Source organism: Hydrogenophaga sp. 70-12 (genome assembly GCF_001897365.1).
Lineage (GTDB): Bacteria > Pseudomonadota > Gammaproteobacteria > Burkholderiales > Burkholderiaceae_C > Hydrogenophaga > Hydrogenophaga borbori.
Genome location: NZ_MKSS01000187.1, coordinates 1 through 12,402 on the forward strand (window position 1 = coordinate 1; position 12,402 = coordinate 12,402).

Genomic DNA, 12,402 nt, shown 5'->3' on the forward strand with positions numbered 1-12,402 from the left:
CAGGGATTGCAGGGTGGCGAGTTCGTCCATAGGGCCGCGATTGTAGGGGCGGCCCCATGGTCCCTCACTTCAGTCGGGCCAGGCGTTCCTTGGCCGCGCCGGCGGCCTCGCTCTGCGGATGCTGCTTCACCAGGTCTTCCAGCGTTCTGCGCGCGCCTTTGGTGTCCTTGAGCTCGACCTGGCTGTTGGCCAGGGCCAGCATGGCCTCGGGCGTGCGCGGGTGGTCGGGGAATTCGCGCACCAGACGCTGGTGCGACTCCACCGCGTCCTTGTAGGCACGCGCGGCGTACTGTGCGTTGCCCAGCCAGTACAGCGCCACCGGGGTGTAGCCGCTGGTGGGGTAACGCCGCAGGAAGGCGGTGTAGGCGACCGTGGCGCCCGTGAAGTCGGACTTGCGCAGGGTGGCCATGGCGGCGTCGAACTCGGCCTTCTCGGCCGGTTGTGCCGTGAAGCTGCGGCCATCGAGCTCGACCTTCACCGGCTCGACCTGGCGCAGGCGCTCGTCGATGCCGGCCTGCACGTCCTTCTGCGCACGCTGCAACTCGGACACCTCGCGCGCGAGCTGCTCGTTCTGCCCGCGCAGGCGGGCGATCTCGCCGCGCAGCTGCTCGATCTGGTTGGCCAGTTCGAGCATGCTGCGCTTGATGGTCGCGTCGCCCTCGCGCTGCTGCGCGGCGGCGGCATCGGTGGCCTGGCGGTTGGCGTCAACCTGGCGGCGCAGCTCGATGATGGCCTGGCGCGCCTCGTCGTCACCGAACAGGGCGTGCGCGGACGGCGCCCACAGGCCGCCCAGCAGCAGGGCACCCGTGGCCAGCGTGGGTTTCCAGCGCGCGATGCTCATTCCCTGGCTCAACGGTAGGTGAGCTCGACGCGGCGGTTCTTGGACCAGGCGGTTTCGTCGCTGCCGGTCTGCGCGGGCTTCTCTTCACCGAAGCTCACGGCTTCCATCTGGCTGTCCTGCACGCCCAGCAACGAGAGCGCGCGGCGCACGGCCTCGGCGCGCTTCTGGCCCAGGGCCAGGTTGTATTCGCGGCCGCCGCGCTCGTCGGTGTGGCCTTCCAGCTGCACGCGCACACTGCGGTTGGCATTGAGGTAGCGCGCGTTGGCCTCGAGCAGGGCGGTGGCGTCGGGCTTGACCTCGAAGCTGTCGTAGTCGAAGTAGATGATGCGCTGCATTTGCGCGGGCTGGGCGCTGGTGCTGGACGGCACCTGCACGCCGGCCACGCCGCGCGGGTCGACGCCGCTGCCCTGCCCGCCCGCGCCAGCCGCGCCGCCCGCGGCCGTGCCCGAGCGGTCTTCGACCGGGGGCTCGTCCAGGCGGACGTTCGAACCGCAGGCCGCGAGCACGGCGGCGGCGATCAGCGCGGCGAGCAGGCCGCTGAGGCGTCGGAAGGGGGTGGTACGGGACATGGCGGTTCCTGAGGTGCGTTGTTGATGAGGAAACAATCGGGACGGGAGGATCGATCGGCGCGGGTTCAACGAAGGAAGGGCCCCCATTCGGGTTCCCGGATGTCGCCCTGCGCGCCGGCCAGGCGGGTCTTGATGCGGCCATCCACGGTGGTGGTCATGAGCGCGTCGCCCCCCTTGTCGCGGGTGGCGTAGATGATCATGCGGCTGTTGGGCGCGAAGCTGGGGCTCTCGTCGCCGCTGGTGTCGGTGAGGGCGGTGACGGTGCCGCTGGACAGCTCCATCACGTGCAGGCGGAAGGCGCCGTTGATGCGCGAGATGAACGCAAGCCAGCGGCCGTCGGGGCTGAGCGCGGGCGAGATGTTGTAGTTGCCGGTGAAGGTGACGCGCTGGGCGCTGCCGCCCTGAGCGGGCATGCGGTAAATCTGCGGCGAGCCGCCGCGGTCGCTCACGAAGTAGATCTGCTTGCCGTCGGCGCTGAACACGGGTTCGGTGTCGATGCTGCCGCTGCCGCTTTGCGTGAGGCGGCGCGGCTCGCCGCCGTTGGCGTCGATCGCGTAGAGCTGGGCGTTGCCGGAGAGCGTGAGCGCGGCCACCACGGTCTTGCCGTCGGGCGACCAGGCCGGCGCGCTGTTGGAGCCGCGAAAGCTCGCGAGCACGCGCCGGCGCCCGGTGGCGACCTCGTGCGAGACGATCTCAGCCTTGCGCTTCTCGAACGAAACATAGGCCAGCTGCGCGCCGTTGGGCGCCCAGCTCGGGGAGATGATGGGCTCGTTGCTGGTGAAGGCGGCCTGGGCGTTCTCGCCGTCGGCGTCGGCCACCCACAGGCGGTGCGTGCTGCCCGCCTTGGTGACGTAGGCGATGCGGGTGGAGAACACGCCTTTCTCGCCGGTGATCTTCTCGTAGACGTAGTCGGCGATCTTGTGGGCGGCCAGGCGCAGGTTGTTCGGCGTGCTGGGGTGGCTCATGCCACCCAGATCCTGGGCGCGCACCACGTCCCAGAGGCGGAAACGCACGTCGAAGCGGCCGTCGGCCAGGCGGGTGACGCTGCCGGTGAGCAGGGAGTCGGCGCCGCGCTCGCGCCAGGGGGCCAGGTCAGGGCGCGAGGTTTCGTCGAGCGCGCCCGACAGCGGCGGCACGGCCACGAACTGGCCGGAGCGCTCCAGGTCGGCGCGCACGATGGCGGCGATGTTCTCGCTCGCGGCGTCGTTGCCGCGGAAGTTCACGGCCGAGAAGGGGAAGCGGGTGAGGCCGACGCCGGTGACCTCGACCCGGAACTGCGCCAGCGCGCCCGAGGCGGGCCAGCCCAGCAGGGTGGAAGCGGAGATAAGGCCCAGGGCATGCCGGCGCGGCATCCCGGTGGAGGGATGGAGTCGGGGCGGTTGGTGCATGGTGTTGGGATTGTCGGGCAGTGCGGGACGCGAGGCCCGGTGCCCTTGTAAGTAGCGGCCGATAATACCGGACACCCGCAGGCAAGCCGTGACAAGATGTGTGCCCTCGCGGCCTGCTGGACCGCGATCGCGCCCATTGGTTCCCCTCCATCCGCCCCGATTTGAACCCCTCCGACCCGTCCGCCGCCCTCCCCTCCGGCCCGCTGCGCCAGCGGCTGCTGCGCGTCTGGCCCTACTTCCGGGACGCGAAGACCGGCATCTTCTTCGCCGCGCTGGCCACCGTGATCGGGGCGCTGACCGAGCCCCTGATCCCCGCCCTGCTCAAGACCCTGCTCGACGAGGGCTTCAACGATGGCCGCATTCCGCTGTGGATGGTGCCGCTGGCCTTCATGGGCCTGTTCGGCGTGCGCGGCATCGCCTCCTTCGTGGCGCAGTACGCCCTGTCGTACACGGCCAACGTGGGCATGCTCAACCTGCGCCGCGCCATGTTCGCCAAGCTCAACGCGGCCCAGCTGGCGCTGTTCTCGCGCCAGAGTGCGAGCAAGCTGTCCAACACCCTGGTCTATGAGGTGCAGACCGGCTCGCAGATGCTGGTGTCGTCCCTGCTCACCCTCACCCGCGACAGCCTCACGCTGGTGGCGCTGATGGGCTACCTGCTCTACCTGAACTGGAAGCTCACGCTGATCGTGATCGCGGTGTTCCCGGGCCTGGCCTGGATCATGCGAGTGCTCTCCAAGCGCCTGTACCGCCTCACGCGCGCCAGCCAGCAGGCCACCGACGAGCTGGCCTACGTGGTGGAGGAAAACGCCCTGGCCCACCGCGTGGTGCGCCTGCACGGCGCGCAGCGCCGCCAGGCCGAGCGCTTCGACCAGCTGAGCGTGGCGCTGCGCCGCCTGGCGCTCAAGAGCACCATCGCCATGGCCGCCATGACGCCCTTCACCCAGCTGCTGGCCTCGGCCGCGCTGTCGGCGGTGATCGCGGTGGCGCTGTGGCAGAGCAGCACCACGGGCGTCACGGTGGGCAACTTCGTGGCCTTCGTCACCGCCATGCTGATGCTGATCGCCCCGATCCGGCACCTGGCCGAGATCGCCTCGCCCATCACGCGCGGCCTGGCGGCGCTGGAGCGCGGCATCGAGCTCATCGAGCAGACGCCCGAACAGACCGGCGGCACGCACGTGGCCGAACGCGTGCAAGGCGCCATCGCGCTGCGCGGCGTGTGGGTGCGCTACCCGCCCAAGGCCGACGGCGCCGACGCGGCCGAGGCCGGCCTGGCGCTGCGCGGCATCGAACTGGACATCCGCCCCGGCGAAGTGGTGGCCTTCGTCGGCCCCTCGGGCTCGGGCAAGACCACGCTCATCAACCTGCTGCCGCGCTTCGTGGAGGTCGAGCGCGGGGTGGTCACGCTGGACGGCGTGCCCCTGCCCGACTGGGACCTGGCCAGCCTGCGCCGCCAGTTCGCGCTGGTGAGTCAGGACGTGGTAATGCTCAACGACAGCCTGGCCGCCAACGTGGCCCTGGGCGCGGTCGACGGCGAACTCGACGAAGCCCGCGTGCACGCCGCCCTGCTCTCGGCCAACCTGGGCGAGCTGCTGGAGCGCCTGCCGCAGGGCATGCACACCAACGTGGGCCACAACGCCACCGAGCTCTCGGGCGGCCAGCGCCAGCGCCTGGCCATCGCGCGCGCCATCTACAAGGACTCGCCGGTGCTGATCCTGGACGAGGCGACGTCGGCGCTGGACAACGAGTCCGAGCGCCTGGTGCAGGACGCGCTGTCGCGCCTGATGAAAGGCCGCACCACCCTGGTCATCGCGCACCGGCTGTCCACCATCGAGCACGCGGACCGCGTGATCGTGCTGGCCGAGGGCCGCATCGTGGAACAGGGGCGGCACGCCGATCTGCTGGCGGCCGACGGCGTGTACGCGCGGCTGCACGCGCAAGGACTGGGCACGGCGGGCGCGGACGCCCCGGCCAGCCCACCCCAGGTCACCCCGGATTGAGCGCCGCGGCGCGTGGGTGTACAAGCGCGGGACAACACGCCCGCCCCGGCCGGAGACCCGCCATGCGCAACCTCAGCGAACAGCTCACGCAGTACGCGGCCTACCACCGCGACCGCCGCAACATCCTCACCCATTTCGTCGGCATCCCCATGATCGTGCTGGCCGTGGCCGTGCTGCTGGCGCGGCCGGTGCTGGCGCAGTGGGGCGCGGTGGCGCTGTCGCCCGCCACGCTGGTCACGCTGCTCACGGTGCTGTACTACCTCAAGCTGGACCTGCGCCTGGGCGCGGTGATGGCGGCGCTGATGGCCCTGTCGCTGTGGTTCGCGCAGGCGGTGGCGGCGCAGACCACGGCCGTGTGGCTCTCGGTGGGCGTGGGCCTGTTCGTCGTGGGCTGGGTGATCCAGTTCGTCGGCCACTACTACGAGGGGCGCAAGCCCGCCTTCGTGGACGATCTGGTGGGCCTGGTCATCGGCCCGCTGTTCGTGGTGGCGGAAGCCGGCTTCCTGCTCGGCCTGCGGCGCGAGCTGCAGCAGGCCATCGAGGCGCGCGTGGGCCCGGTGCGGGAGCACGCCCCCGCCCGCGCGGCCTGAGGCCCGCGCCGGGCGCGATCGATCGCCCCTGCCCTCAGCGCGCCAGCGCGCGCAGCACCTTCGCGAGTTGCCGCACGGCGGCCTCCAGCTCGTTCGGCGCGTGGGCCGCGAAGCCCATGAGGAAGCCCGCCTCGTGCCCGCCGGGCGAGGCGTGCAAGGCCGTCAGCCCGAGCAGGTCGATGCCCGCGCGGCGGGCCGCGTCCACGGCCTCGCGCTCGGGGACGCCGCAGACCAGCACGCAGGGCATCTGCAGGCCGCCGTCCGGCACCCGGGGCTCCACCAGGCCGGCCAGGTGCTGGCGCACCAGGCGCGCCAGCGCGTCGCGCCGCTCGGCGTAGACGGCGCGCATGGTGCGCACGTGCGCGCCGAAGTGGCCGCCTTCGATGAAGCGGGCCAGCGTGAGCTGCGGGATCGGCGCGCTGTGCCCGTCCAGCAGCGTGCGCGCCACCGTCATGGGGGCCACCAGCGGCGGCGGCAGCACCATGTAGCCGATGCGCAGGCCCGGGAACAGCGACTTGGTGAAGGTGCCGATGTAGACGGTGCGCTCGTGCGGATCGAGCCCCTGCACGCAGGCCGTGGGCCGGCCGGCGTAGTGGAATTCGCTGTCGTAGTCGTCCTCGATGATCCAGGCCTGCTGCTGGCGCGCCCATTCGATGGCGGCCAGCCGCCGGTCCAGCGACAGCGTGGCCCCGCTCGGGAACTGGTGGGACGGCGTCAGGAACACCGCCCGCGCCTGCGGTGCCGCCTGGTGCAGCTGGTCCACCCGCATGCCCTCGGCGTCCAGCGGCACCGGCACGCACGCCAGGCCGGCGGCCTCGAAGGCCTTGCGCGCACCGTGGTACATGGGGTCCTCGACGAGGATGCGCTCGCCGGCGTCCAGCAGCACGGTGGCGCACAGGCTCAGCGCCTGCTGGGAGCTGGTCAGCACCAGCACGCGCTCGGGCGTGGCGCGCGCGCCGCGCTCCAGGTTCACGTAGGCCGCGATGGCCCGGCGCAGCGCCTCCATGCCCTGCGGCGGGCTGTGCAGCAGGGCCGCCGCGCCGTGCGCCTTCAGCACCTGGCGCTCCAGTCGCTCCCAGGTGGCCAGCGGAAAGGCCCGGACCTCCGGCACGCCGGGCGCGAAGGCGCGCGGCGCGACAAAGTCCCGCACGCCGCCGCCCTGGAACAGGGCGGCGCCGCGCCGGCTCAGGCGCGCCTCCCCCGGGTGGGCGGGTGGGCGCCCCGCCGGCGCGCGCGCCCCCAGGCCCCGGGCCCGTGCCGACACGGCGCTGCCGCGGCCCACGCGCCGCTCGATGAAGCCCTCCGCGTGCAGCTGGCCGTACGCGGCTTCCACCGTGTCGCGCGACACACCCAGCGACCGGGCCAGCGCGCGCGAGGCCGGCAAAGGCCGGCCGGCCTCCAGCGCGCCGTCGAGGATGAGCTGGCGCACGGCGCGCTGCACGCGCGCGTGCAGGGGCAAGGTGGCCCGTGCCGGATCGGCGACGCCGGCCTTGACCGATTCGAGCAGGGCGTGTTTGAACAATTGGTCTGGGTAACGTCAGAAAAATGGCAGGAGATGTCCAACCATTTTCACCCTACAACACCCCCATGCCTCCCACCCCCTCCCCCACGCCCCTTCGCTGGAGCGACTTGCCCCACCCCGTCGTCGCCGGGCTGGTCTCGGTCCTCGTCAACTACGGCGGCACCTTCATCCTCGTGTTCCAGGCCGCCCAGGTGGCGGGCCTGAGCGCGGCGCAGACCGCCTCCTGGGTCTGGTCGGTGTCCATCGGCGTGGGCGTGACCGGCCTGCTGCTGAGCTGGCGCTCGCGCGAGCCCATCATCACCGCCTGGTCCACGCCGGCCGCGGCCTTCCTGGTGACGGCCCTGGCCACCACGCCCTACCCGCAGGCCATCGCGGCCTATCTGGTGTCGGCCGCCGCCTTCGTGGTGCTGGGCCTGTCGGGCGGGTTCGAGCGGCTCATCCGCCTGATCCCACCCGGGGTGGCCGCCGGCCTGCTCGCCGGCATCCTGTTGCCCTTCGGCATCAAGGCCCTGGGCGGTCTGAGCGTGGACCCCACGCTGGCCGGCCTGCTGATCGTGGCCTACGTGCTGCTCAAGCGGGTCACGGCGCGCTACGCCGTGGTCGGCATCCTGGCCTTGGGGCTGGCTTTCCTGCTGGCGCAGAACCGCGTCGATCTCTCGGGGTTGGCGCTGCGCTTCGCCGCGCCGGTGTTCACGCCGCCCGAGTTCACGCTCAACGCCCTGCTCAGCGTGGCGCTGCCGCTGTTCCTGATCACGCTCACCGGCCAGTACATGCCGGGCATGCTGGTGCTGCGCAACGACGGCTTCAAGAGCCGCGCCGATCCCATCGTGGGCGTCACCGGGCTGGGCTCGCTCCTGATGGCGCCCTTCGGCTCGCACGCCTTCAACCTCGCGGCGATCACGGCGGCCATCTGCACCGGCCGCGAGGCGCACGAGGACCCGTCCAAGCGCTGGATCGCCGGCATCGCCGCGGGCCTGTTCTACGTGCTGGTGGGCGTGTTCGGGGTGACGCTGGCCGCTGCCTTCATGGCCTTGCCGGCCACCTTCATCACCACCCTGGCGGGCCTGGCGCTGCTGGGCACCATCGGCGCCAGCCTGTCCGGCGCCCTGGCCGACGCCCGCACGCGCGAGGCCTCGCTGATCACCTTCCTGGCGGCGGCCGCCAACATCAGCCTGTTCGGCATCGGCGGCGCCTTCTGGGGGCTGCTGATCGGGCTGGCCGCGCACGCGGCGCTGCACGGCCACTGGCCGGGGCGGCTGGCGCGCACGACGGCACTGGCGGACAAGGGAGCGAGACCCTGATGGCGATGCCAACGCCCGACACCCCCACCCGGCACGACCGGCACGGCCGCTACCCCCAGGCCCTGACGGTGGCGGACCTGCGCCGCCACCTCGACGAGGTGCAGGCGCGCATCGCCGCGGCCTGCCGGCGCGTGGGGCGAGACCCCGCCGAGGTGCGCCTGCTGCCCGTCAGCAAGACCCAGCCCGTGGAACGCGTGCGCCTGGCCCACGCGGCGGGCTGCCGCCTGCTGGGCGAGAACAAGGTGCAGGAGGCCCTGGGCAAGTGGGAGGCCACGCCGGACCTGGCCGGTCTGCGCTGGTCCGTCATCGGCCACCTGCAGACCAACAAGGCCAAGCTGGTGGCGCGCTTCGCCAGCGAGTTCCAGGCCCTGGACAGCCTGCGCGTGGCCGAGGCGCTGGACCGCCGCCTGCAACTGGAAGGCCGTTCGCTGGACGTGTTCGTTCAGGTCAACACCTCGGGCGAGGCCAGCAAGTACGGCCTGGCGCCCGATGAGGTGCCGGCCTTCCTGCGGGCCCTGCCGGCCTTCGCGGCGCTGCGCGTGCGCGGCCTGATGACGCTGGCGCTGTTGTCGTCCGAGGCGCAGCGCGTGCGGCGCTGCTTCGTCTTGCTGCGCGAACTGCGCGAGCGGCTGCGCCAGGACGCGCCCGCCGGCATCGGCCTGGAGGAGCTGTCCATGGGCATGTCCGGCGATTTCGAGATCGCGATCGAAGAAGGCGCCACCGTGGTGCGCGTCGGGCAGGCCATCTTCGGGGCGCGCGCGCTGCCGGACAGCCACTACTGGCCGGCGGCGGGCGGCTGAGGGCTCACATCAGCACGATGTCGTACTGCTCTTGCGTCATCGAGCTCTCGCTCTGCAGGGAGATCGGCTTGCCGATGAACTCCGACAGGCCCGCCAGGTGCGCGCGTTCCTCGTCGAGGAACAGCTCCACCACCTTGGGCGAGGCCACCACGCGGAACTCGCGCGGGTTGAAGGCGCGCGCCTCGCGCAGGATCTCGCGCAGGATGTCGTAGCACACGCTGCGCGGCGTCTTCACCGCACCCTTACCGCCACAGGCCTCGCAGGGCTCGCTGAGCATGTGGGCCAGCGATTCGCGCGTGCGCTTGCGCGTCATCTCCACCAGGCCCAGCTGCGAAAAGCCGCCGGTCATGGTCTTGACCCGGTCGCGCGCGAGCTGCTTGCGGAACTCGGCCAGCACCGCCTCGCGGTGGTCGTCGCGCGTCATGTCGATGAAGTCGACGATGACGATGCCGCCCAGGTTGCGCAGCCGCAGCTGGCGCGCGATCGCCTGTGCGGCCTCCAGGTTGGTGCGGAACACCGTGTCGTCGAAGTTGCGCGCGCCCACGAAGCCACCGGTGTTCACGTCCACCGTGGTCAGGGCCTCGGTCTGGTCGATGACCAGGTAGCCGCCCGACTTGAGCTCCACCCGCCGACCCAGGGCGCGCACGATCTCTTCGTCCACGTTGAACAGGTCGAAGATCGGCCGCTCGCCGCTGTAGTGCTGCAGCTTGGCCACCGTGTCGGGCATGAACTCGCCGGCGAAGCCCTGCATCAGGCCGAACTGCTCGCGCGAGTCGATGCGGATGGACTGCGTGCCGGCGCCCGACAGGTCGCGCAGCACGCGCTGCATGAGGTTCAGATCCTCGTGCAGCAGCGAGGCCGGCGGCTGGCGCAGCGCGGCCTCCTTGATGCGCAGCCAGGTCTTGCGCAGGTAGGCGACGTCGTCGGCCAGCTCCTCGTCGTCGGCGTCTTCGGCGTTGGTGCGCAGGATGAAACCGCCCGCCGGGCTGCCGTCGGCGGTGGCGGTGAGGGCCAGCAGGCGCTGGCGCAGGGCCTCGCGCTGGGCGGCCGGGATCTTCTGCGACACGCCGATGTGGTTGTCCTGCGGCAGGAACACCAGCAGTCGGCCCGCGATGCTGATCTGGGCCGTCAGCCGCGCGCCCTTGGTGCCGATCGGGTCCTTGAGCACCTGCACCATCAGGGCCTGGCCTTCGAAGATCTGCTTCTCGATCGGCAGCACCGGGTTGGGCGCCAGCACCTTGGGCGCGGCGGCCGGCGCGGCACCGCCCGCGGCGGGCGCCGGCTCGGCGTCGGCCGGTGCCGGCGCGCGCGGCGTGGCGTGCTTGGCCTGGATGTTGGGCATCAGGTCGGCCACGTGCAGGAACGCCGCGCGGTCCAGGCCGATGTCCAGGAAGGCCGACTGCATGCCCGGCAGCACGCGCGAGACCTTGCCCAGGTAGATGTTGCCCACCAGCCCGCGCTCCAGCGTGCGCTCGATGTGCACCTCCTGCACGGCGCCCTGCTCCACCACCGCCACGCGTGTCTCCTGCGGAGACCAGTTGATCAGGATGTCCTGGTTCATGGCTTGAGCCCCGTCAGAGGATGGGAAGGCCGGCCGCGCGCAGCAGCCCGGCGGTTTCAAAGGCGGGCAGGCCCACGATGCCCGTGTGGCTGCCGGCGATGCGGCTCACCCACAGGCCCGCGTGGCCCTGGATGGCGTAGGCGCCGGCCTTGCCCATGGGCTCGCCGCCCTCGACGTAGCGGCGGATCTGCGTCGGCGTGAGCGTGTCGAAGCTGACCAGGGAGGTCGAGAGCGCGGACCAGCGCCGCGCGCCCCGGCCCACGGCCACGGCCGTGAGCACGCGGTGCGTGCGGCCCGACAGGTCGGCCAGCATGCGCCGCGCCTCGGCGGCGTCGGCGGGTTTGCCCAGGATGCGCCGGCCCAGGGCCACGGTGGTGTCGGCGCACAGCACGGGCGCCGGCGGCAGGCCGCGGCGCTTCAGTCGCGCGAGCGCGGCCTCCAGCTTGAGCGCGGTGACGCGCTGCACGTAACGCGCGGGGGCCTCGTTCGGCCGAGCGGCCTCCAGCGACTCGGCGTCCTCGTCGGCGTCGGGCAGCAGCAGTTCGTGGCGCACGCCCCACTGCGTGAGCAGCTCGCGCCGGCGCGGGCTCTGGGAAGCCAGGTAGATGAAGTTCAAGCGGGTTTCGCCGCCGGGTCGCGCCAAGGCGACACCCGCCCCGTCGGGGGACAGCGACCCGCGCAGCGGCGACGCGAGGGGGCTTTTTTTCATTCGCGGTGGTAGGGGTGGTTCGCGTTGATGGACCAGGCCCGGTAGAGCTGCTCGATGAGCAGCACGCGCACCATGGCGTGCGGCAGGGTCAGGTCGGACAGCCGGATGCGCTGGTGCGCGGCCTCGCGAAAGGCCGGGTCCAGGCCGTCGGGCCCGCCGATGACCAGGGCCACGTCGTCCCCACCCAGCTGCCACTGCCGCAGCTGCTGGGCCAGCGCCTGGGTGGTGAGCGGCGTGCCGCGCTCGTCGAGCGCGACCACGCGCGCCCCGCGCGGAATGGCCGCCTCGATGCGCTGGCGTTCGGCGGCCCAAAGGGTTTCGGTGGTCTTGGAGCCGCGCGGCTCGGTCTTGACGGCCTTGAGCTCGACGCGCAGCTCGGGGGGGAAACGTTTGGCGTAATCGTCGTAGGCGGTCTGTGCCCAGTCGGGCACCTTCTGCCCGACCGCGACGATCACGAGCTTCATGCCTTCTTCTTGGCGGCGGGCCTGGCCGGCTTGCGGGCCGCCGAGGGCGCGGCCTTGGGCGAGGCCTTCTTCTTCGCCGCCGGCGCGTTGACCACCACCTTGGCCATGCCGGCGCGCGGCTTGGCGGGCGCCGCCTTCTTGGCGGCGGGTGCCCGGCCGGGCGCGGCTTTCTTGGCCGGCGCCTTCTTGGCCGGGGCGGCCTTGCCCACCGGCGTGGCGCCGCGGCCCGCGCCCTTGGCCGCGGCCTTGCGCGCCACGGCCTTGGCCGACACCGGCTTGGCCTCGGCGGCGCGTTCGGCGGCCGGCTTGGCGGGCTTCTTCGCCGCGGCGGCCTTCTTCGCGGCCGACGTCAGGCGCACGGGCTTGGCGCCCCAGATCTCTTCGAGCCGGTAGTACTGGCGGATGGCGGGCTGCATCACATGCGCCACGGCCGGGCCGCAGTCCACGATGATCCATTCGCCGTTCTCCTCGCCCTCGATGCGCGGCTTGTCGAAGCCGGCTTCGCGCACCGCGTCGCGCACGCTGGCGGCCAGGGCCTTGGTCTGGCGGTTGGAGGTGCCGCTGGCGACGATCACGCGCTCGAACAGCGGCGAGAGCTCCTCGGTGTTGAAGACCACGATGTCCTGGCCCTTGACGTCCTCCAGGCCATCGACGATGGCC

General features: G+C 72.1%; 12 protein-coding genes. 4 read left to right on the top strand and 8 right to left on the bottom strand.

Going from position 1 to position 12,402, the window contains the following annotated elements; genetic code table 11:
* Positions 1-64: 64 nt before the first annotated feature.
* The 3 genes from ybgF to tolB form a co-directional block, all read right to left on the bottom strand.
* Complete coding sequence (ybgF, locus tag BGO22_RS11285) at positions 65-841, bottom strand: tol-pal system protein YbgF (protein WP_070398317.1); 777 nt, start codon at positions 839-841, stop codon at positions 65-67.
* An 8-nt stretch (positions 842-849) separates the two neighbouring features.
* Positions 850-1,410: a peptidoglycan-associated lipoprotein Pal gene (pal, locus tag BGO22_RS11290; protein WP_070398316.1), complete on the bottom strand. Its 561-nt coding sequence runs from the start codon at positions 1,408-1,410 to the stop codon at positions 850-852.
* Between the two features lie 65 nt (positions 1,411-1,475).
* Positions 1,476-2,798, bottom strand: coding sequence for a Tol-Pal system beta propeller repeat protein TolB (tolB, locus tag BGO22_RS11295; RefSeq protein ID WP_070398315.1), 1,323 nt, complete (start codon positions 2,796-2,798; stop codon positions 1,476-1,478).
* A 161-nt stretch (positions 2,799-2,959) separates the two neighbouring features.
* On the opposite strand from tolB, the gene msbA reads away from it, so the two are divergent.
* Positions 2,960-4,795: a lipid A export permease/ATP-binding protein MsbA gene (gene msbA / locus BGO22_RS11300; RefSeq protein ID WP_502686454.1), complete on the top strand. Its 1,836-nt coding sequence runs from the start codon at positions 2,960-2,962 to the stop codon at positions 4,793-4,795.
* Positions 4,796-4,857: 62 nt separating this feature from the next.
* Positions 4,858-5,385, top strand: coding sequence for an Mpo1 family 2-hydroxy fatty acid dioxygenase (locus BGO22_RS11305; protein WP_070398314.1), 528 nt, complete (start codon positions 4,858-4,860; stop codon positions 5,383-5,385).
* Between the two features lie 34 nt (positions 5,386-5,419).
* Here the strand turns inward: BGO22_RS11305 and pdxR are convergent, their stop codons facing one another.
* The gene (gene pdxR, locus BGO22_RS11310; RefSeq protein WP_070398313.1) at positions 5,420-6,907 is read right to left on the bottom strand and encodes a MocR-like pyridoxine biosynthesis transcription factor PdxR; all 1,488 of its coding nucleotides are present in this window, start codon (positions 6,905-6,907) and stop codon (positions 5,420-5,422) included.
* Positions 6,908-6,972: 65 nt separating this feature from the next.
* Here pdxR and BGO22_RS11315 point away from each other — a divergent pair, with 65 nt between their 5' ends.
* Both BGO22_RS11315 and BGO22_RS11320 read left to right on the top strand, forming a co-directional pair.
* On the top strand, positions 6,973-8,208 hold the full coding sequence (locus BGO22_RS11315; RefSeq protein WP_070398312.1) for a benzoate/H(+) symporter BenE family transporter: 1,236 nt from the start codon (positions 6,973-6,975) through the stop codon (positions 8,206-8,208).
* Entirely contained in the window at positions 8,208-9,008 is an 801-nt protein-coding gene (locus BGO22_RS11320; protein ID WP_204742545.1) for a YggS family pyridoxal phosphate-dependent enzyme, read from the top strand. The genes BGO22_RS11315 and BGO22_RS11320 overlap by 1 nt, the downstream gene beginning before the upstream one ends.
* Before the next feature lie 4 nt (positions 9,009-9,012).
* On the opposite strand, the gene BGO22_RS11325 is transcribed toward BGO22_RS11320, so the two are convergent.
* The 4 genes from BGO22_RS11325 to rsfS all read right to left on the bottom strand — a co-directional run.
* On the bottom strand, positions 9,013-10,569 hold the full coding sequence (locus BGO22_RS11325; protein WP_070398311.1) for an Rne/Rng family ribonuclease: 1,557 nt from the start codon (positions 10,567-10,569) through the stop codon (positions 9,013-9,015).
* Positions 10,570-10,582: 13 nt separating this feature from the next.
* Positions 10,583-11,278 (bottom strand): Maf family protein, encoded by a 696-nt coding sequence (locus BGO22_RS11330; RefSeq protein ID WP_083293008.1) that lies wholly within the window; start codon positions 11,276-11,278, stop codon positions 10,583-10,585.
* Positions 11,275-11,742 carry a 23S rRNA (pseudouridine(1915)-N(3))-methyltransferase RlmH gene (gene rlmH / locus BGO22_RS11335; RefSeq protein ID WP_070398309.1) on the bottom strand — a complete coding sequence of 156 codons (468 nt, stop codon included), beginning with the start codon at positions 11,740-11,742 and terminating at the stop codon, positions 11,275-11,277. The genes BGO22_RS11330 and rlmH overlap by 4 nt, the downstream gene beginning before the upstream one ends.
* The coding region (rsfS, locus tag BGO22_RS11340) for a ribosome silencing factor (RefSeq protein ID WP_286850899.1) at positions 11,739-12,402 on the bottom strand (664 nt) is incomplete at its 5' end. The genes rsfS and rlmH, both read right to left, overlap by 4 nt.

Bases quoted from the DNA above. Each gene is read 5' to 3' on its own strand.
- ybgF (WP_070398317.1), bottom strand. From the start codon at position 841: ATGAGCATCGCGCGCTGGAAACCCACGCTGGCCACGGGTGCCCTGCTG.
- pal (WP_070398316.1), bottom strand. From the start codon at position 1,410: ATGTCCCGTACCACCCCCTTCCGACGCCTCAGCGGCCTGCTCGCCGCG.
- tolB (WP_070398315.1), bottom strand. From the start codon at position 2,798: ATGCACCAACCGCCCCGACTCCATCCCTCCACCGGGATGCCGCGCCGG.
- BGO22_RS11305 (WP_070398314.1), top strand. From the start codon at position 4,858: ATGCGCAACCTCAGCGAACAGCTCACGCAGTACGCGGCCTACCACCGC.
- BGO22_RS11315 (WP_070398312.1), top strand. From the start codon at position 6,973: ATGCCTCCCACCCCCTCCCCCACGCCCCTTCGCTGGAGCGACTTGCCC.
- BGO22_RS11320 (WP_204742545.1), top strand. From the start codon at position 8,208: ATGGCGATGCCAACGCCCGACACCCCCACCCGGCACGACCGGCACGGC.
- BGO22_RS11325 (WP_070398311.1), bottom strand. From the start codon at position 10,569: ATGAACCAGGACATCCTGATCAACTGGTCTCCGCAGGAGACACGCGTG.
- BGO22_RS11330 (WP_083293008.1), bottom strand. From the start codon at position 11,278: ATGAAAAAAAGCCCCCTCGCGTCGCCGCTGCGCGGGTCGCTGTCCCCC.
- rlmH (WP_070398309.1), bottom strand. From the start codon at position 11,742: ATGAAGCTCGTGATCGTCGCGGTCGGGCAGAAGGTGCCCGACTGGGCA.